Annotated in this window: 18 protein-coding genes and 1 tRNA gene; 10 read left to right on the top strand and 9 right to left on the bottom strand. The window is 36.9% G+C overall.

From position 1 onward, the window contains the following. Positions 1-88: 88 nt before the first annotated feature. Positions 89-853 carry a hypothetical protein gene (locus tag MW688_RS23985; RefSeq protein ID WP_486738533.1) on the top strand — a complete coding sequence of 255 codons (765 nt, stop codon included), beginning with the start codon at positions 89-91 and terminating at the stop codon, positions 851-853. A 77-nt stretch (positions 854-930) separates the two neighbouring features. After that, positions 931-1,095, top strand: a complete 165-nt coding sequence (locus MW688_RS23980) for a hypothetical protein (RefSeq protein WP_486738532.1) — start codon at positions 931-933, stop codon at positions 1,093-1,095. A gap of 86 nt (positions 1,096-1,181) precedes the next feature. Here MW688_RS23980 and MW688_RS23975 read toward each other — a convergent pair whose 3' ends face one another. The 3 genes from MW688_RS23975 to MW688_RS23965 form a co-directional block, all read right to left on the bottom strand. After that, a complete protein-coding gene (locus MW688_RS23975; protein ID WP_486738531.1) occupies positions 1,182-1,913 on the bottom strand; it encodes a response regulator transcription factor in 732 nt (243 codons plus the stop codon). 89 nt (positions 1,914-2,002) lie between these two features. Then, positions 2,003-2,887 (bottom strand): M56 family metallopeptidase, encoded by an 885-nt coding sequence (locus MW688_RS23970; protein WP_486738530.1) that lies wholly within the window; start codon positions 2,885-2,887, stop codon positions 2,003-2,005. Between the two features lie 4 nt (positions 2,888-2,891). After that, a complete protein-coding gene (locus MW688_RS23965; RefSeq protein ID WP_486738529.1) occupies positions 2,892-3,308 on the bottom strand; it encodes a BlaI/MecI/CopY family transcriptional regulator in 417 nt (138 codons plus the stop codon). Positions 3,309-3,663: 355 nt separating this feature from the next. Between MW688_RS23965 and MW688_RS23960 the strand changes: the two genes are divergently transcribed. The 6 genes from MW688_RS23960 to MW688_RS23935 all read left to right on the top strand — a co-directional run bounded on the left by MW688_RS23960 (position 3,664) and on the right by MW688_RS23935 (position 8,281). After that, complete coding sequence (locus MW688_RS23960; protein ID WP_486738528.1) at positions 3,664-4,455, top strand: hypothetical protein; 792 nt, start codon at positions 3,664-3,666, stop codon at positions 4,453-4,455. Positions 4,456-4,612: 157 nt separating this feature from the next. Beyond that, the gene (locus MW688_RS23955; protein WP_486738527.1) at positions 4,613-4,795 is read left to right on the top strand and encodes a hypothetical protein; all 183 of its coding nucleotides are present in this window, start codon (positions 4,613-4,615) and stop codon (positions 4,793-4,795) included. Positions 4,796-4,883: 88 nt separating this feature from the next. Beyond that, the gene (locus tag MW688_RS23950) at positions 4,884-5,174 is read left to right on the top strand and encodes a hypothetical protein (protein ID WP_486738526.1); all 291 of its coding nucleotides are present in this window, start codon (positions 4,884-4,886) and stop codon (positions 5,172-5,174) included. Between the two features lie 330 nt (positions 5,175-5,504). Next, a complete protein-coding gene (locus MW688_RS23945) occupies positions 5,505-6,629 on the top strand; it encodes a WD40 repeat domain-containing protein (RefSeq protein WP_486738525.1) in 1,125 nt (374 codons plus the stop codon). A gap of 8 nt (positions 6,630-6,637) precedes the next feature. Beyond that, positions 6,638-6,919 (top strand): DUF3288 family protein, encoded by a 282-nt coding sequence (locus tag MW688_RS23940; protein ID WP_486738524.1) that lies wholly within the window; start codon positions 6,638-6,640, stop codon positions 6,917-6,919. Positions 6,920-7,096: 177 nt separating this feature from the next. After that, complete coding sequence (locus tag MW688_RS23935; RefSeq protein ID WP_486738523.1) at positions 7,097-8,281, top strand: HEAT repeat domain-containing protein; 1,185 nt, start codon at positions 7,097-7,099, stop codon at positions 8,279-8,281. Here the strand turns inward: MW688_RS23935 and MW688_RS23930 are convergent. The 6 genes from MW688_RS23930 to MW688_RS23905 all read right to left on the bottom strand — a co-directional run bounded on the left by MW688_RS23930 (position 8,261) and on the right by MW688_RS23905 (position 15,926). Continuing rightward, the gene (locus MW688_RS23930; protein ID WP_486738522.1) at positions 8,261-9,484 is read right to left on the bottom strand and encodes a molybdopterin molybdotransferase MoeA; all 1,224 of its coding nucleotides are present in this window, start codon (positions 9,482-9,484) and stop codon (positions 8,261-8,263) included. The genes MW688_RS23935 and MW688_RS23930 overlap by 21 nt on opposite strands. A 93-nt stretch (positions 9,485-9,577) precedes the next feature. Then, positions 9,578-9,928 carry a 50S ribosomal protein L20 gene (gene rplT, locus MW688_RS23925; RefSeq protein WP_486738521.1) on the bottom strand — a complete coding sequence of 117 codons (351 nt, stop codon included), beginning with the start codon at positions 9,926-9,928 and terminating at the stop codon, positions 9,578-9,580. 61 nt (positions 9,929-9,989) lie between these two features. Continuing rightward, entirely contained in the window at positions 9,990-10,187 is a 198-nt protein-coding gene (gene rpmI / locus MW688_RS23920; RefSeq protein WP_486738536.1) for a 50S ribosomal protein L35, read from the bottom strand. A 377-nt stretch (positions 10,188-10,564) separates the two neighbouring features. Continuing rightward, on the bottom strand, positions 10,565-12,310 hold the full coding sequence (locus MW688_RS23915; RefSeq protein WP_486738520.1) for an SUMF1/EgtB/PvdO family nonheme iron enzyme: 1,746 nt from the start codon (positions 12,308-12,310) through the stop codon (positions 10,565-10,567). Positions 12,311-12,318: 8 nt separating this feature from the next. Beyond that, on the bottom strand, positions 12,319-15,792 hold the full coding sequence (locus tag MW688_RS23910; RefSeq protein WP_486738519.1) for an alpha-2-macroglobulin family protein: 3,474 nt from the start codon (positions 15,790-15,792) through the stop codon (positions 12,319-12,321). A 61-nt stretch (positions 15,793-15,853) separates the two neighbouring features. After that, positions 15,854-15,926 (bottom strand) — tRNA-Ala (locus tag MW688_RS23905). A gap of 90 nt (positions 15,927-16,016) precedes the next feature. On the opposite strand from MW688_RS23905, the gene trhO reads away from it, so the two are divergent. Together trhO and MW688_RS23895 are read left to right on the top strand one after the other, a co-directional pair. Then, positions 16,017-16,754: an oxygen-dependent tRNA uridine(34) hydroxylase TrhO gene (trhO, locus tag MW688_RS23900; RefSeq protein WP_486738518.1), complete on the top strand. Its 738-nt coding sequence runs from the start codon at positions 16,017-16,019 to the stop codon at positions 16,752-16,754. A 291-nt stretch (positions 16,755-17,045) separates the two neighbouring features. Further along, positions 17,046-17,933, top strand: a complete 888-nt coding sequence (locus MW688_RS23895) for an undecaprenyl-diphosphate phosphatase (protein ID WP_486738535.1) — start codon at positions 17,046-17,048, stop codon at positions 17,931-17,933. Positions 17,934-17,952 lie beyond the last annotated feature (19 nt).

The following is a 17,952-nucleotide window of genomic DNA, read 5'->3' as shown; positions in this document are numbered from 1 at the left end:
TTCTGTCTTATTTTGCTGTTTGAGTAAATTTGAGTAGATTTTTAGAAGCGGTGAAAAATGGTTAAGTATCTAAAGATGAGGCATGATTATGAAGATTTATGTACAAAGTAGAGGAGTAGATCCTGAAGATGACTACCGTTGGCTATTGATTGACCAGGAAAATCAAGTTCAAGAAACTCCCAGTTTTCTCAATCAGGCGATCGCCTCTGGTTACCCTAGTTTAGTCTCTCTAATTGATAGTCATAAGTTTTCTCTGGTTTTAGCTCGTATACAAAAGAATCTAGTTTTACTAGTTACTGGCTTAGCCGCTACTAATGCTCAACTAGATTTTATGGGGCGTAAAATTCGTAATTCTTTAGTTTGGATCGCTTCAGAAGAAGAAGAGGAGGATATGGTTAGAGCTATTACTGTAGCTGCTTTACAAGCTAGATTAGCTGAACTAGTGGAAGAGGTAATTGATAGAAATGAGAGTTGTGATTATGGTTTTACCATTGATAATCATAAGTTACTCAAAATACCTGATTCTATTTATCTTAGCCATCATCATAACTTGGATCCTAATTGTCAAATAGGTCATAATTGCGAAAATCTCCGCCAAGAAATTGCTTTAGAAATGCAAGCTAACCAGCTTCTGAAACAACATCAGTTACTAGTAGTAGTCACTACGATTAAGTCTGACGTTGATTTACAAAAAATGCACGTTTGGCGCGGTTTATCTAATCGTGTTCAATCAAGTCAATTAATTCCTACTAATTCAGGGTCTCTAGTGCAAGTTGAGCAAAAAAAAACCCTCGCGACGACAGCAGTTATCGCTACAGTAATCCTGGTTTTGACGGTATTCTTGATTCTATAGAAGATGGTATTTTAGAAGTAGCTGATAGTTTTCAATCTCTAACTCAAGAGTTAGAAAGTAGTGAAATAGTCAAGATTTTGGAACTAATCAGACAAAAATCTAAATTAGAAAGACTGGCTAAAAAAAATCAGCTTTCACAGCAAGATTTATTTTTTCTCAAGGAAGCAGAAGATATTCTTCAAAAGTATCTAACTTTTATTGAGCGTTTGAGAGAGTTGAATCGTCAAGATTTCCGACTATGATACTAAATTAGCACCGGGAGCAAGGGAGCTTTCCAATGCAGTCAAAAAAAAGAGGCGTGGAAACCGTATTTAGTATAATTCCGAATTCACTGGGCTGGAGATAATTGTTGTTCTAGTGTTATTTCTTGCAAGTTTATCGCTTCGGGGTTGAATCTATAGCCCACATTGCGTACTGTTTGAATTAAACTCGGTTGTCTGGGATCTATTTCTATTTTCTTTCTTAGAGACAGTACGTGAGTATCTATTGTCCGGGGATTATCTATGGCATCTGGCCAGGCTCTTTGTAGTAATTCTGAGCGAGTTAGGGGATTTCCCTGAGCTTGAGCTAAGACATATAGTAAGCTAAACTCCTGAGGTGTTAACTCTACTAATTCTCCTTGGAATTCTACACAACGATGAACTACATCTATTTTCAATAATCCATAATCGAGAGCCAGAGGAGCTGCATTGACTCTTTGACGTCTTATCAATGCTTCTACTCTAGCTTTTAATTCTTGCATTCCAAAGGGTTTTGTCAAGTAGTCGTCTGCCCCTGCCCTTAGCCCTCTTACTATATCTTTTTCAGTATTTCGAGCTGAGAGTATTAAAATCAACGATTGTCCTTGATTATAAAGCCATTCACAAAATTCGATTCCATCCCCATCTGGTAAATCAGAATCTATAATCACTAATGTGTACTGACGATTTTGATTTAATAGTAAACTTCTCGCTTGCTGAATGTTAGCACGGTTTTCTACTATATATGATGCCTCTTGCAAATGCCATCCTAAAAGCGATCGCAAGTGGGGATTCCCTTCTACTATTAATATTGACACCAAGTTTTACTCAGCCTTATTAATTATAATTTTTACTTGTCTTTACATTATCAAAGACAATGTCAAGATTATGTAACAATTGCTACTGATGATTAACTATGTAACAAAATTGTTAACAAGGGCAGTAAACTCAAACTCAACCAACGCCACTTATACTCTTGAGGATATTTGCACTCTGTTAACAAGGCTTCCACTCTTTGGGTTAAACGTTGGCTATTTCCATCGCTTAATTCTATGGCAAAATTCCAATCTGGTTGTTTGTTTAAATAACTATTCACTTGTGTGGCTAAGTTTAATAAAGCTTGGGCTAAAATTAACTTATCTACTCTTTGAGCGCTCCAATAGTCTGCTCTCAACTCCCGAATTGTTAACATGTGTTGCCAAAGTTTAGATGTATAGGGTAACCAACTGCTACAAGTTCGTAACCAGCCTAACCCAAAGAAGCACAAATTATCTAAATAGTAGGCGTGAGCTTCTTCGTGAGCGATAACAGCCCTTAACTCTTCTTCATTGAGACTTTTGAGTAAACCACGACTCATGATAATTTTAGATTGCCACAGGCCAATTTGAGCACAATAGGGAAAATCAGTTTCGATGAGGTAAACTGATTTATCTAAGACTATTTCTTGAGTGTAATTAGCCATATTTTTTGATTGTACATACACTTGATGTGTATGATTCAGTAGAATCAAAAAGCTACCAACTAGATAACTCCAAGCTAGTAAATAACTAATCCAACTTGCCTGTAATCCAAACATTTGACCTTCTGGTCCCATACATACTATAGCTATAGCTGTACTAAGCAATAGTAAAGGAGGTAACAGAAAATAACAAAATACACTGCTTTGATGAAAATTATCCGGTGTAACTGGTTCCCCGGATTTAAAATCCGCGGCTTGGGGGTTACCGCCTGAGGCGGTCAATAAACGAATAAATCCCGCTATTGCTAATATAAGTAAGATCATTACTAGGTGCATGGTTTTATTGCTCCTTTTTTTTGCGTACTTCTTCTAGGCGCTTGGCGATCGCTTCTAACTGTTTCACACTCGCTACATCTAAACTATCTGCAAAACTTGCTATTACATCAGGATTTCCCACATTGAGAAAGTTTTGTAATTTTTCGTAGGCCGTAATTGCCTTTGCCTCTTCTTTAGATACTAATGCTTCCCAGGAAAAAGACCGTTTTTCTTTTGAGCACTTTAGCCAGCCTTTTTTTGTTAATCTTTGCATTATCGTCGTAACAGAAGCATAAGCTAGTTCGCGATCAGGATCACTTAAAATTTTTTCATGAACATCTCTAACTGTTACCTTGCCCAAGTCCCAGATAATTTCTAAAATTTCTGTTTCCAAAGGACCGAGAGAGGTTTTTGCTGGACGATATTCTGGTAAAGGAGACATAGGCTAAAAAACATAGATGATTGTTTGCATTCTTAATTTTAATATGATAATATCCAATTTAGTAAAGGGGCATATTATAGTATTTAAAAAAATGAATTATGAATTTTTATAATTGTTTTGTAGAAAAAAAATAAAAAATTTATATAGTTAATAATTTAGTAAGTTAAGTATAATCTAAATAAGAATTTGTAAGATGAAAATTTCATCTAAATTTGACATAACATTAGTAAACAAAAGATAACCTAGGTTAAAATGCAAAATAAAGCTCTTTAAAAGCACATTATTGGATCAGAGCTTCTCTCTCATCCCAAGTTAAAATTCCTTGTCAAAATTAGGGTGTACAAAAATTAATAATATGACTACTTTTTCCATGTCTAATATAAAAAAAGCCGAATCTATCGCTGAGACAACTCCCAGTAATCCAGTAGAAGGGTTAACAGATGAGAAAAGAACTAATCTGTTAGATGATCATTCTGAGGAAGATAATCAGGAAGAGAAAAAGCCAGAAAACTCATCATTTTTTCAGGCAATCACTACTCTCTATGGAGAAGTCAAACAAGATAGTGAGCTTGGTTTCTATATCAAAATAGGTGGGAATAAATATCGCCTATTTGTTTTTCCTGCTAAGTATAGAGGTTGGCTCAAACAAGTAGAGAACCAACCGGATAAACCTTTATATCTTAGAGTATACCCAAAATACCAAATTATTGCTCGTAAACCACCACAGATTTATTTTCAGGTAGTTGCCTGGGCTGAAGAAAATCAATGGTCTGAACCAAATATCTATATTTTTCGAGGAATTTGGCAATTTGTTCCCCAAGTTAGAACCCCGGTTATTTCGGTTTATCGCAATCGTGGTAGCAATGATTATACAGATAAATACAAAGCCTCTCATTTACCCGTGTTAATGCGTCGAGAGGACGAAGCTAGTCCTTTTCGATTTAATCCCAAGATAGCTAAGGAGGATTTACCACCTAAATGGTTTATTCAAGCCAAATTCAAGTTTATTCCCTCAAAAAATTGCTGGGGTTGGATAGAGGACATAGAACCTCCTACTCAGGAAATTCCTGGTTATAAACGACCGAAAAAACAAGACCTTTCTAAAAAGAAAGAGGATGATTTAAACTCACCAATAGTCAAACAATGACACTAGGTGTCAGGTGTCAGGAGTCAAAGGAATTCGGAATTCTTTTGACTTCACTCAAAATTTTAGAAAAATTCTCTCTTAGCTCAAGCATTTTCCGTAACTTATCTGTTACTATATGAGTGATGACAAAATCTTACTTTTGAGAGTAAAAATATCTATGACAGAATCACAAACAGAACAGCAACCAACCAATCAACCTAAGTTAGAAGAACCAAAATTTGGTTTCAATGAATATGCAGAACGGTTGAATGGGAGAGCAGCAATGATTGGCTTCCTACTAACTATAATTATCGAGTATACGACAAAGCAAGGTTTATTAGCGTGGCTAGGTTTACAATAGTTAGTCTAAAGTTAGTCTAAAATAGAAGAAGAAACCTAGAAGCAACTAAATAAAGTTGAGATCTAAATCGATTAGCAATAAATAACTAATGATTAACAATATATTACCTCGCTTTTTAAAAACAACTTATCGCAAAGAACCTATCTCTAGCTTTATTGTGATTGTGGGAGCAGTAGATGCAGTGATAGGAGGTGTAGGTGAGCGCTGGACATTACTTTCTTTCGGAGTGGTAATGATTCTTTTAGCTGCCGCCATGAGATGGTTGCAAGGACAGAAAAATAACGCTGAAATAACTAGTCAAGTATCCCGACAAATGTTACCGCCTAGTTCAGTACCTACTCCATTACCTACTTTAAAACACCCAAGTAAGTATAAGTAGCAAGTATAAGTAGCAAGTATAAGTAGTAAGTATAAGTAGTAAGTATAAGTAGAGGAATGACTAAAATTTAATTACTAAAATTGTAGATTAATACCAGATAAAGAGTAAACTACCCACACTGACCTTCGGTACAGATGTGGGCTTTTAGATGAATAGTTTTCAAGATTTTGTAAACTATCTCCAGTCCATGGACAATCCTGATTACTGCACTCAAAAGATGTGTGGCTTCTTAGCCCAATATGTGATTTTGCTTAACAATTATTCATCTATTGTAAAAAAAAAGGATTTATCATATTCTATAGGGAAAAACCTGGGGAAAAATCTAAAAAAATGAAATTAAATAAATTAAAATTGGCTATATTAACTAGTTTAGCTATTATTACTATTCCTATTAATCCAGCTAAAGCACAACCTATTGTCGAAGAAAACGTATTAATACCGATAGAAAATGTTAGCCTCTGGAAAACACCAAGATTATTATATACTTTTAGAGGTCATAATGCAGTTATAGAGGCATTGGCCTTTAGCCCTGATGGCGAGACTTTAGTTAGTGGAGGAAGTTACAACGATCCAACTCTGAGATTTTGGTCTATAGAAACAGGAGAAAAAGTAGAGGAAATTCGTGCCCAACGCACAGGAGTATATGATATCGTCTTTAGTCCTAACGGAGAACGGATGATTACTACAGGAGAAGACGCAGGTATTAATATTTGGAATTGGCCAACAGGAGAATTTTTATCAACCTTTTTTGAACACCGAAACAATATTTTAGATATAGATGTATCTCCTGATAGTCGCGTCATGGTAACAGGAGGTTTAGATGGTATTCGGGTCTGGAATCTGACCCCACAACGCCCAGCATATATCTTAGATGGTGTAGGAGATCCAACCTATGCTGTTAGTATACATCCCAATGGCTATATTATCGCTACAGGACATAAAAATGGGAAAGTAAAAATATGGAATGTCAGACAAAGAAGAGAAATAGCAGAGATAGAACCCCACAGGGAAACTGTTAATGGCTTGATTTTTACCCCAGATGGAGAAAAATTAATTACATGTAGTCATGATGGCATTATCAAAGTATGGAATTTACAAAATAGACAGTTACTATACACCTTAACTGGTCACAGAGGTAGAATTAGAGCCATGACTCTCAATCCTGATGGTAAAACCTTAGCAAGTGCTGCTAATGATGGTGTACGTATATGGGATATAGAAAGGGGAGAATTTATTACCCGTATATCAGGACATACAGATTGGGTAGAGTCTTTAGCATTTAGTAATGATGGCAGAAAACTAGCTACAGGAAGTTATGATCGCCTGATTAGAGTGTGGGAAATACCAGAAGTGGTGGTAACTTCCCCAGAAGAATTAACAGAAGAAGGATTAGAAGAAGAATTAATAGAAGAAGAGTTAATAGAAGAAGAATTACAAGAAGAGTTAATAGAATAAAGATATTAATGAAAGAACCACAACATCCTCAGGAAAATAGAGATCGCCAAATCCTAACTAGAATTCTTCAAGAAGAAGCCACCTCAGAAAATCTGACAGAGGTAGCCAGATTACTAATTCGCTATCAAAACTTTCCTGGTGCCCGAGGTGTACATCAAGATTTACAGACAATTTTGCAAACCTGGGGATTAACACCAGAAACTCTCTACGAAAAAACTCGTCAAATCTACGCCAGTGGAAAATTAGGACATGAAAAACTTAATTTAGAAGAAATTCAAGATTGGAGTTAGTTGTAGGGGCGCTCATACTTGCGCCCTATTCCAAGGCTTGCGCCCTTACCCTACGGCTTGCGCCCTATTCCAAGGCTTGCGCCCTTACCCTACGGCTTGCCCCCTATTCCAAGGCTTGCCCCATAAGGGCGCTGATTCTTGTTAAAGTAATAAGTAGCAACTAATATAGTTATATATATGTCTAAACTTTTAAAAGAACTAGAATTAATAAGTCAACAACAAGACTGGTCTACAATGGCACACCATCTGCGTCAATTGCTTGACCACACAGAGGAGTTAACAGAAGATGACTTAGAGTATATAGCAGAATTAGCGCTAGTTATCCTAGCAGAAGGAGATTTTCAAGAACGTTGGGAGATTACTAAGGTATTAATCAAACTAGAAACAAGAGTAGTCAAGCCTTTGCAACTAATTTGGGAAGACAAGGAGCAAGAAATAGAGCACAGATGGTTCGCCGGGAAAATATTAGGTAATTTCAAACAACCAGAAGTAATTATCAGTTTAGTGAAAGTTTTTAGTGAAACTAAAATAGAAGACTTACAAGAGATTGCAGCAGAGTCTCTCAGTCAGATAGATAGAGAAGCCATTGAGCCTTTAGTAGAATTATTAAATCAACCAGAATTAAGAATATTAGCAGCAAAATCTTTAGCCCAAATTCGCCGCCCAGAAGTAATTGAACCTCTGCTACCCCTAGTAAAAGACAGAGATTCCACCGTGCGTAAAATAGCCGTGGAGACCTTAAGTAGTTTCCACGATTCACGTATCCCCCCTCTCTTAATTGAAGCTTTGGGAGATTTAAAAGCAGATGTACGCCGCGAAGCAGTAATTGGTCTAGGTTCTAGGTCAGATTTAGCAGGAGAATTAAATTTGTGTAACCATTTGGCACCTTTGCTTCAGGATTTATCTTTAGATGTGTGTCAGCAAACAGCAATAGCATTGAGTAAACTTAAACAGGAAGAATCAGCACAGATTTTATTTGAGACCTTGAAAGCTCCTCATACTCCTATTCCCTTACAAGTTACTCTGATTCAAGCTCTAGCTTGGCTAGAAACATCGATAAGTTTAGAATATCTCTTTCAATCTATATATATAGTTAGTGAAACTAGTGTTATAGAAATTATTCGTGTCTTTGGCAGAATTGAAAATCAAGAACTACAAAAACAGGCAGGTAGCTATCTTATAGACTTTTTCTTTTCTGGACACCCCTTGTTACAAGTACCCTTAGTTAAACAAAATTTGGTTTATACTTGGGGAAAATTGCGTACTATCTCAGCACAACCGATTTTAGAGAAGTTGGCTACAGATTCTAATCAAGCAGTAAAATTACACGCTCTCAATGCTTTAGCTAATCTTCATAACTAAGACATCGGCACCCGCTTGAATAACTGTTTCTCCCACAGGTAATACTGCTAAAGCATTAGTTTCTGCTAGGTTGATTAAATTACCAGAGCTACGACTACCAGATGCTAAAGTAAACTGAAAGACTCCTGAATTTAACTCCAGTTTACCCCAAAGATAAGTTTCTCTTTTTCCACCACTAGTTAGTCTGTCTTTAGTTTTTGCCTGCACCCATTCAGGAGACCAATTATTTTTGTATCCAGAAAGCTTGCGTAAAGCTGGCATCACAAAGCGCCAACAACTAACTAAGGCAGAAACAGGATTGCCGGGGATACCGAAATAAATAGCACCTGAATTAAATTTGGCTACCGTTAGGGGTTTACCGGGTTTAACGGCAACAGAGCGAATTTGAATATCTCCTCCTAACTCTTCGATAATTTCCTCAACATAGTCATAACTACCCACAGAAACCCCTCCGGTAGAGAGGACTATATCCCCTGTTTCTAGGGATTGAGCAATTTTTTCTCTCAGTTTTTGCCGATTATCTGAGACTATACCTAATGGGTGGGGAATTGCACCCTGACTTGATACAAAGGCGGTGAGGGCATATTGATTTGAATCAACGATTTTTCCCGGTTGTAAATTTTGCTCGGGAGTGATTAATTCATCTCCCGTAGAGAAAATAGCTACTCGTGGCAGACGATAAACGGGGATTTGGGTAGCTTGAATAGTGGCTAAAACAGCAATTTCTGGTGCTTTTATGGGTATTCCGGCACCTAGTAAAGGGGCACCGCCTTGATAGTATTCTCCCTGGCGTCTCACAAAAGCTCCCAATTCCTCTGGCGCCTGTAAAATGGTAACGCGATCGCCCTGTTGTTGACTATTTTCTTGTATTATTATGGTATCGGCCCCTGGTGGTAACATGGATCCCGTAAAGATGCGAGCTGCTTCACCTGGTTTAATTGTGGTGCTGGGAACTTTGCCCGCAGGAATTTCACTCACTACTTTTAATTCTACTGGTTGTTGAGGGTTGATGGAGGCTACATCTTGATAGTTAACTGCATAGCCATCCATAGCTGAGTTATCCCAGTAGGGAAAATCCAGATTACTGCTTACTGATGCTGCTAAAATGCGACCAAATGCTCTGTTTAAGTCTACAGTTTCTGTTTCCTTAAGAGGTTGCACTAAATCTAGGATTATTTTGGTCGCTTCTGCTGCTGGTAACATAGAAAAATCTCCTTTGAAAAGCCCTAGATAGTAAATTGAGAGCCGCTGTATAAGCTGCTCTCTAATTGCAAATTCAAGGGGCTATTTATCATCCTAAGCTTGATTAGCTAATTCTACCACTTTGGTGAAAGCTTCTGGGTTTAGTACTGCTAATTGAGCTAACATTTTACGATTAATTTCGATATTAGCCTTTTTTAGTTGTCCTGTTAGTTTACTGTAACTTGTGCCATGTTGTCTAGCGGCGGCGTTGATTCTAGTAATCCACAGACGACGAAAATCACGTTTACGCTTCCGGCGATCGCGGTAAGCGTTGCGTAAGGCTTTCATTACCTGTTGATTGGCGGTCCGAAATAGTTTTGAATGAGATCCTCTATAACCTTTTGCTAATTTAAGAATCTTTTTACGGCGTTTTCGGGCTACATTCCCTCTTTTTACTCTAGTCATAGTTGCTGTTATTTTTTCCTATAACAATACTGTTTTTGCTTTTTTTTTACTTGGGGGTTTTTTAAGAATATGGAAGCATTAGGCGTACATTTTTTTCATCACTTTCGTCTACAAGAGTTAGCTTCCATAAACGGCGTTTGCGTTCGGTACTTTTATGCTGTAGTAAGTGGTTACGATTTGCACTACGGCGAATTATTTTCCCGGTTGCTGTCATGCGAAAGCGTTTCGCCGCAGCTTTGCGAGTTTTTAATTTAGGCATTTTTCTTATTTCACTTTTACACAAACATTTATTATAATATTTTTTTATCTAATTAAGCAAGGGAATTTTAGTTTTCTCTAGAGATATAGCCATATTTTACTCCCATCTCTTCTCTGTTCCCTGTTCCCTTATCTTCACAGTTCAATTTATAGCAATTCGAGAAGCAAGTGAGGTAGATTTTCCGTATCATACTTTCCAATCTTACCAATAAAATCCAATCTTTTCTGCGCCTTTTGGACTAAAGTCCAACTACGAACCTTGTTTTTAACTGGGGTATATAAAATGAAGATATTTATCTTACAAAAACCTGGATGGGGGTGACCAAAGTAACAAAAAAGATTCTTCGCTTACTACATTTTGATAACCGGATGTGCGTATCATATCATACTAGAAGCCAGACGAAAACCAATAAAATTTCGAGAAGAACCTCTTCCCGTACTCAAACGACTAGCAGAACGACAACTTAGGGGATAGTCAAACCAAGAACCTCCCCGTAGCACAGCAAGGGAGTTAAATTGTAGATTACTCGTTATCCAGGGATTACTATTAGTAGGAGCATAGTAATAATTATCATGCCAATCATCGGCACACCATTCCCAGACATTTCCGTGCATATCGTATAATCCGAAGGGATTAGCTGGAAATTCGCCTACAGGGGTAGTCTGTCTAATTTCTTGTTCTTCTGATTCAGATGTTTTAGTTGTAGAAATATCATAGTTAGCTAATTCTGGGGTAATTATCTCTCCAAAGTAGTAGGGGGTAGTAGTTCCAGCGCGACAGGCATATTCCCATTCTGCCTCACTGGGTAATCTAAACTCTCTATTAGTTAATTGAGATAGACGCTGACAAAATTCTACAGCATCTAACCAGTTTACTTGTTCTACAGGTTTATGGGGATGTTTGAAATAGGCGGGATTGACTTTTAGTTTTTTATCTACTTGTAAATCATCCCGAGAAGCAATAAGATTCCATTGGACTTGGGTTACAGGATATTTTCCCAGGAGGAAACCAGAAACTCTAACTTGATGTGGAGGACGTTCATTATTACGTCCCTTAGCAGAAGATGAACCAATGAGAAAACTCCCGGATGGTATCTCAACTAAATCGATACTAACTTCTCTATCTAAATCCAGACGCTGATAGGGGACTGTTTGCTGACGGCTTTGAATTAACCCCATTTTGTCCACAGTAACTACTTCAAAGCTAAATTGAGCAGATAGTAGTGATGAGTTTTTGAGAAGAATTTGCTGAGAATTCAATTCTGCTAATACTTCCTTTGCCTGAGAGTAACGTTTTCTCGTCCCTGGTTGAATCAATTTATCAATAATTTGCCCTAAATTTTCACTAATTTTGTTTTCCCCTAGAAAGTCTCGCCAACACCAGGAAAAATCTACTGTATCGAATAAATCAAAGGGACTTTTTTTTGTTAATAAATGAATACAGGTTACTCCTAAACCGTATAAATCGCTACTAGGTTCCGGCCTACCTCTTGCTTGCTCTGGTGCTACATACTCCGCAGACCCAATAATTGTACCAGTGACGTTAACGGGATTGAGATGAATATATTTAGCGGCACCAAAGTCTACTAAGATGGGTTTTTGGTCACTACTTCTTTTGATGATATTTTCCGGTTTAACATCACGATGAATTACTCCTTTTTCATGGGCAAATTGTAAAACTGGTAACAAGTCTTGGAGTAAGGCACGAATACTATCTTCGGTAAATGCGCCTTGTTGGGCTAATTCTTCACTAAGATTTCTTCCTTCTATATATACTTGGACTAAATACTGTCTTTCTGCGTGGGTAAAATAGGCTAGAAGTTTTGGTATTTGTTCATGACTACCGAGTTGTTCTAATAGTACTGCTTCTTGAGCAAACATTTGCTCAGCTTTTTCTATTGTCTCAGTTCCTTGGTTATCGGGAAAAAACTGTTTAATGACACAATAGGGTTGAGAGGGTTTACCTTCGTCTATGGTGAGAAATGTTTTGGCAAACCCTCCTCTACCAATCAGTTTAAGGGGGCGGTATCTTTCTTGTAATAAAATTGTATCGCCACATTTTAGGCAAAATTTAGCCTCAGGAAGATTAGTGGCTAAACATTGGGGGTTGATACACTGACTCATATTTCCATCTATTTAGTCTGAAATTTTAATAACCCAGGGTTTCCAGCATCTTCTTCTTTAAACATATTGCGAACTAGGATGGCCCAATGTTCTCCCTCAGGTAAAGTAGACTGAGTTACCTGTAGAGGTATCTTTAACTGTTTTTCTCCAGCAAAGTCTACAGAAAAACGTTTTACTTCTCCTCCTCCCTGGAGATAGGATAAGCAAGAGGGTAAACATACATGGAGGAGTAAGCCTGGTTGATATTCTCGTAAAGTTACTGTTAGTTCAAAAGTATCTCCTGGTTGATAAGTTGGAGTTAGGGTAAAACTGCGGTGTGGGGGGAGAAATTCTGCTTTGACTGGAATATTATAGCTAAACTGATTCCAATCTTCCGTAATCTCATAGGTTACTTCGGCCACTGCGCACCCGGAGACCACTTCTATTGTTTGTATATTTTCTCTCTCTGTGTCTATATCAACTACTTGATTATTTATTTTGACTGTTGCTTTTCCTGAGGTGATATTGTTGGCTTTTAATTCACTCATCAAGGCAATCATTGCCACAGAATCAACGGTAGAATAGAGACGACCGTTTTCATCGAGAGAGTTGGCTAATTCATTGGCTGTAGCTATGATTAAATCCATATCTGATGGGTTATTCCCTACTAATAGGGTTGCGGCACAATAAGCCTTTTCTTGACGATTTAACACCTTGCCTCGCTGATTATTGGGAGAATTAGCTAAGGTTTTTAGGGATTTGCGGGCATAGTTTATCGCTGAAGATTCCTCCCCTTGATTAACTTTAATACTCCTATAGGCTTCTTGACCAGTTTTAATAGTTTCTGGTGTTAGAGAGAGTTGATAAATTTGGGCAGTTTCTTTAGCTATAGTTAAAATATCAATTAAACTATCTTTTAATTGTTGATTGTTTTGATCGATAAAACTATCTCTAATTGTAGTTAAGTTTAACAGATATTCTGCTGCCATTCTTCCCCAGTACTGGTTAGGATTTGTTTGTCCTGGATACATAGCAAAACCTTTGTTAGGAAGATACATAGACATTTGTCGCTCAATTCCCGCTATAATCACTGGTATCAGCTTGTCTGAATCTCCTCCCCCAATTAAAGATGCGATCGCGCTTATCACTTTAGCTGCTGTTTGTTCACAACATAAGTGTTTATAATTAGTTGTGGCATCACACAGAAGATTAAATGGTTTATCTATAGATGGCAATACCCGTAACTGTAAAGCTTCTATCTCAGCACGATTTATTGTTTCCCCCTCTCTTAGTAACTGAAAACTTCTAGCAATTGATTTAAAACTCCCCATAGGAGAGATTATTTTCTCTGTAATGTCTATGTATCCACTTGTGTTGTCTTCTACTTCAGCACGCCATTTCCCTGGTTTAGCGATAAACTCAACTTTTACTAAACTGCCATGAATAACATCTTGATTTGATTGCTGTTTACCTGATACTTTATAGGGAATAGCTTGTTCATCACAGTATAATTTCAGTTTAAATTCTTTATTTACACATCCAATGTAAACAACTCCTATACTTTCATCTGTGGGATAAATATAGGGAGGCAGTTTTAATTCTCCCCAAAGGGGTTTAGATGCCAGGATAGTGGTTTTTTTACTGCACCATTCTTGATGATTCTCGTCAATGGCAAAGGCTTCAATACTATAGGTGGTAATAGTATCAGGTAAAGTGATACTTACAGATGTTTCTCCATTTTCGTCAATTTCTACCACATCGCAGTATACCACATCAGTAAAGTCGCGGCGAATACGCTTATTAGGAATATACTCAGGGTTAGTTGACTCTTCTCTTAATTCTTCTGTATCTATTACTTCTTCTGCGCCAAAAATATCATCGATATTAGCGTATTCCAATTCTGATATCTCTTCAGATATCTCTTCATCTAGATTAAAACTACCACGTTCTTCTTCTATAAATAGATCAAATTCATCCTCCTCTTTCCTTGATAAGCGTCTCTCTAAGGGAAAGTATGATGAACTTCTTAGCATAGATTTAGCCAAATTTGTATTATCATAATTCTTGGGTTTATTTATTTTTAAAGATGGGTCAATATCAAATAATGTCTTTTTCACCAATCCCTCTGTTGCCCAATTTTTTATCCCGGCAAACTCTGCCTTTAAACTTGCTGCCATGCGAGTTTCCGGGTAATTTCCCATCAAACGACTATCTTTTACACTTAGATATATAGCACCAGGATAAGTAGATTTTAGTTTAATCGTTACTTCTTCTCCAGGAGAAACATTTTCTGGGGTATCTATTTCTAAATCTTCTTTGTCTGATGCTAATAAAATTGACCATCCTTCCCAGGCTTTTTCATCTATCCAAGCGCCAACCATTAAAATACAAGCTGGGGGAATTACGTCTATTTCAGTGGTTTCTCCCGAGTTTTTCATTCCTAAATTTATCTCTTGGAGTAAATTACCCGCTAAATCCAAGATTAATAATTTAGTTTGCTGGCAATTTCTGCGCCAAGATAGTTCTACTTTACGATTTTCTGGAGCGATATCTAGTATAGCAACAGGACTATTATTCACACTGCTATTATCTCTTACATACAAGCCTCGCACCATCTTCCCTTGATTATGAGGCATGAGACTCACATTAAACTCTTTAGTTAAAGAGCAAATAGTAGTTTCATTTCTTTCTACTTTACGAGACCCAGGAATTAAAACCGAGGCGCTTAAGTCTTTGTATGTAACTTTTAATTCCAATTTTTTAGTTACTTCTTTTTTTAACTCAAACTCACTTTGATAAACACCTGGATTTGTTGGGTTAACAGAGTTTACCCCTATAGTTTTATGCCCACTTACTAATTCTACTTTTACGGGTTTATTAAAGGCTTTTTGGTACTGTTCGATAGTTAGTCTACAATTTAACTTATTATCTTCTAGTTTAAATTCCTTGAGTTGAACATTAAAAGGCGATAAACTGTATTGTAGAACCCTAAAACTACATTCCCCCTCTTCTTCATTGATAGAAACCCGATAGTTTCCTTCTGGTAAGTCTGTTAACTTAACTAGGGTTAAACCTTTTGTCGCTAATGTAACAATTTGGTTGCGATAAGTTAACCCATTATTTTCTATAGTTAATTTAACTGAGGTTTGAGAATTAATAGAACTCCATTTTGGTGTCACTAATAGTAAATAAATAGTATCTTCTGCGGCGCGGTATATTTCTTTATCTGAGATGATGATTGGTTTAGCTTGGAAACTATCCCGTTTTGGTTGAATAGTGAATCCGGGTAGAGTTAAACCGTCAGGGAATAGAGAAATAATTCTTTTCTCATCACTATTCTCATCAATCTCATAATATTTAGCACCATAATATTTAGCCAATCCTGTGATTAACTGATTATCTGTCTTTTCATTAACGAAGGCAAAGGCACTTCCTATGAGGATGTTAGGAATATATTCTTTTGCTAAGGTTATATCTTCAACGGAATATTCTATTTTTTTCATGATTCATTTCTTCTATATGTTATAATAGTATAACATGTCTTGATTTTTTTATTAAATAAAATGGAGGTAAGCGGACTCGAACCGCTGACATCCTGCGTGCAAAGCAGGCGCTCTACCAACTGAGCCATACCCCCTTAATCCTAAGTTAAAAAATATCTAAAAAAGCACTTTTTAACTTACCTTTGCTATTATACACAGTATCAATAAAAATTGCAAGGATAAAAATGAAATTTGTTATCGCAGCATTTTACAAATTCGTCAATCTACCAGACTACGCGGAGAAAAAACCAGCCTTATTAACTAAATGCGCCGCTGAGGGCATTATAGGCAGTATTTTACTAGCTGAAGAAGGAATTAATGGAACCATAGCTGGATCTAGACAAGCAATCACTACTATATTTGATTTTCTGCGCCAAGACCCACGCTTACAAGATTTAGACTATCAAGAATCTTATTCGGATTTAATCCCCTTTAGATATTTGAAGGTAAGATTAAAAAAAGAAATCGTAACTATAGGTATTCGAGATATAAATCCACAAGCAAAAGTTGGTACCTACGTAACTCCCCAAGAATGGAATAGTTTAATTAGGGATCCAGATGTATTAATAATTGATACTCGTAATAACTATGAGTATGAAATAGGTACATTCCAAAGGGCAGAAAATCCTGATACAGATTCTTTTAGTCAATTTCCTGAATATGTAGAGGAGAAATTGAGTAAAGTTGATACTAATCAACCTATAGCTATGTTTTGTACTGGGGGAATTCGATGTGAAAAAGCCACATCACTTCTTCTAGAAAAAGGATTTAAACAAGTTTACCATCTCCAAGGAGGTATTCTCAGATATTTAGCAGAAATACCACCAGAGACAAGTTTATGGGAGGGTGAGTGTTTTGTTTTTGACCAGAGAATTACCGTCTCCCACGGCTTAAACCTCGGTAAAAATCGCCAATGGGTTTAACTGAGATCTTGCACCAAAGCCCAAAAGTTGCTGGTTGTGTTTGAGTAATGAGTAATGAGTAATGAGTAATAAGTAAGGAGCTAGTTGATACGGGAATTCTAGTGTAGCTTTGTATAGAACTTGTATAATTACCAAATCAAAAGAAGCAAATGGTATATTCTAAAGAATACTAATTGTTAAGAGATTTTAAGACCTGTGAACAATAGGAAAATTAATCAAGCAAATCTAGCCAAAGTAAGCAAAAAGCGATTAAATTATCTAACTAGTTTTATTCTAGGCATCAGTTTAACTATATTGCCTAAATTAGCAGTCGCTGAATCTACCGTTACTACTTCTACTCAATCAATGAATTGGTTTCAAGCCATTGTCCTAGGAGCGGTTCAAGGATTAACAGAATTTATTCCTATAAGTAGCACAGCACATCTCAAGGCGGTACCAGTGGCATTAGGATGGGGGGATCCTGGAGTAAATTTTACAGCAATAATTCAACTAGGAAGCATTGCCGCAGTATTATCCTACTTTTGGAAAGATTTAGTAGAAATTACCACAGGAATGGTTACAGCTATCAAAAAATCAGACTATGAATCCTACCATTTTCGACTAGCCTTAGGAATTGCGATAGGCACCATTCCCATTGTAATTTGTGGTTTACTATTAAAAGTATTAGTACCAAACTTAGATAATTCACCAATTAGAAGTATGGGTGCGATCGCCATAGCCTCAATTGTCATGGCTTTATTACTAGGATTAGCCGAATATATAGGCAGTCAAAAACGCAGTTTTGAAGATTTATCAGTGAGAGATGGCGTATTAATGGGATTAGCCCAAACCTTAGCCTTAATACCCGGTGTATCTCGTTCAGGATCTACCATAACCGCAGGATTATTTACGAATCTCCAAAGGGCAACAGCGGCGCGTTTTTCCTTTTTACTAGGAATTCCCGCAATTACCCTAGCAGGTTTAGTAGAATTAAAAGAGATATTGAGCCAAGGTATAGCCGGAAGTGAAATAACGTCAGTGATAATCGGGTTGATTTCCTCAGCAGTTTTTTCTTACCTAGCTATCGCCTGGTTAATACGTTACCTGCAAACTCAAAATACTTGGGTGTTTGTTTGGTATCGTTTAATATTTGGAGTGGCTATCTTAATTGGAATCGCCACTAACTTTATCCCTACCTAATCTGTTTGATTAGAAAATT

Source organism: Johannesbaptistia floridana (assembly GCF_057440575.1).
The sequence above is the reverse complement of the archived record's forward strand: the minus strand, read 5'-3'. Positions and strand labels throughout refer to the sequence as shown.

What these genes read in the sequence shown, in the direction of transcription:
- MW688_RS23985 (WP_486738533.1), top strand. Translation starts at nt 89, where the DNA reads ATGAAGATTTATGTACAAAGTAGAGGAGTAGATCCTGAAGATGACTAC.
- MW688_RS23970 (WP_486738530.1), bottom strand. Translation starts at nt 2,887, where the DNA reads ATGCACCTAGTAATGATCTTACTTATATTAGCAATAGCGGGATTTATT.
- MW688_RS23965 (WP_486738529.1), bottom strand. Translation starts at nt 3,308, where the DNA reads ATGTCTCCTTTACCAGAATATCGTCCAGCAAAAACCTCTCTCGGTCCT.
- MW688_RS23960 (WP_486738528.1), top strand. Translation starts at nt 3,664, where the DNA reads ATGACTACTTTTTCCATGTCTAATATAAAAAAAGCCGAATCTATCGCT.
- MW688_RS23955 (WP_486738527.1), top strand. Translation starts at nt 4,613, where the DNA reads ATGACAGAATCACAAACAGAACAGCAACCAACCAATCAACCTAAGTTA.
- MW688_RS23950 (WP_486738526.1), top strand. Translation starts at nt 4,884, where the DNA reads ATGATTAACAATATATTACCTCGCTTTTTAAAAACAACTTATCGCAAA.
- MW688_RS23945 (WP_486738525.1), top strand. Translation starts at nt 5,505, where the DNA reads ATGAAATTAAATAAATTAAAATTGGCTATATTAACTAGTTTAGCTATT.
- MW688_RS23940 (WP_486738524.1), top strand. Translation starts at nt 6,638, where the DNA reads ATGAAAGAACCACAACATCCTCAGGAAAATAGAGATCGCCAAATCCTA.
- MW688_RS23935 (WP_486738523.1), top strand. Translation starts at nt 7,097, where the DNA reads ATGTCTAAACTTTTAAAAGAACTAGAATTAATAAGTCAACAACAAGAC.
- MW688_RS23930 (WP_486738522.1), bottom strand. Translation starts at nt 9,484, where the DNA reads ATGTTACCAGCAGCAGAAGCGACCAAAATAATCCTAGATTTAGTGCAA.
- rplT (WP_486738521.1), bottom strand. Translation starts at nt 9,928, where the DNA reads ATGACTAGAGTAAAAAGAGGGAATGTAGCCCGAAAACGCCGTAAAAAG.
- rpmI (WP_486738536.1), bottom strand. Translation starts at nt 10,187, where the DNA reads ATGCCTAAATTAAAAACTCGCAAAGCTGCGGCGAAACGCTTTCGCATG.
- MW688_RS23915 (WP_486738520.1), bottom strand. Translation starts at nt 12,310, where the DNA reads ATGAGTCAGTGTATCAACCCCCAATGTTTAGCCACTAATCTTCCTGAG.
- MW688_RS23910 (WP_486738519.1), bottom strand. Translation starts at nt 15,792, where the DNA reads ATGAAAAAAATAGAATATTCCGTTGAAGATATAACCTTAGCAAAAGAA.
- trhO (WP_486738518.1), top strand. Translation starts at nt 16,017, where the DNA reads ATGAAATTTGTTATCGCAGCATTTTACAAATTCGTCAATCTACCAGAC.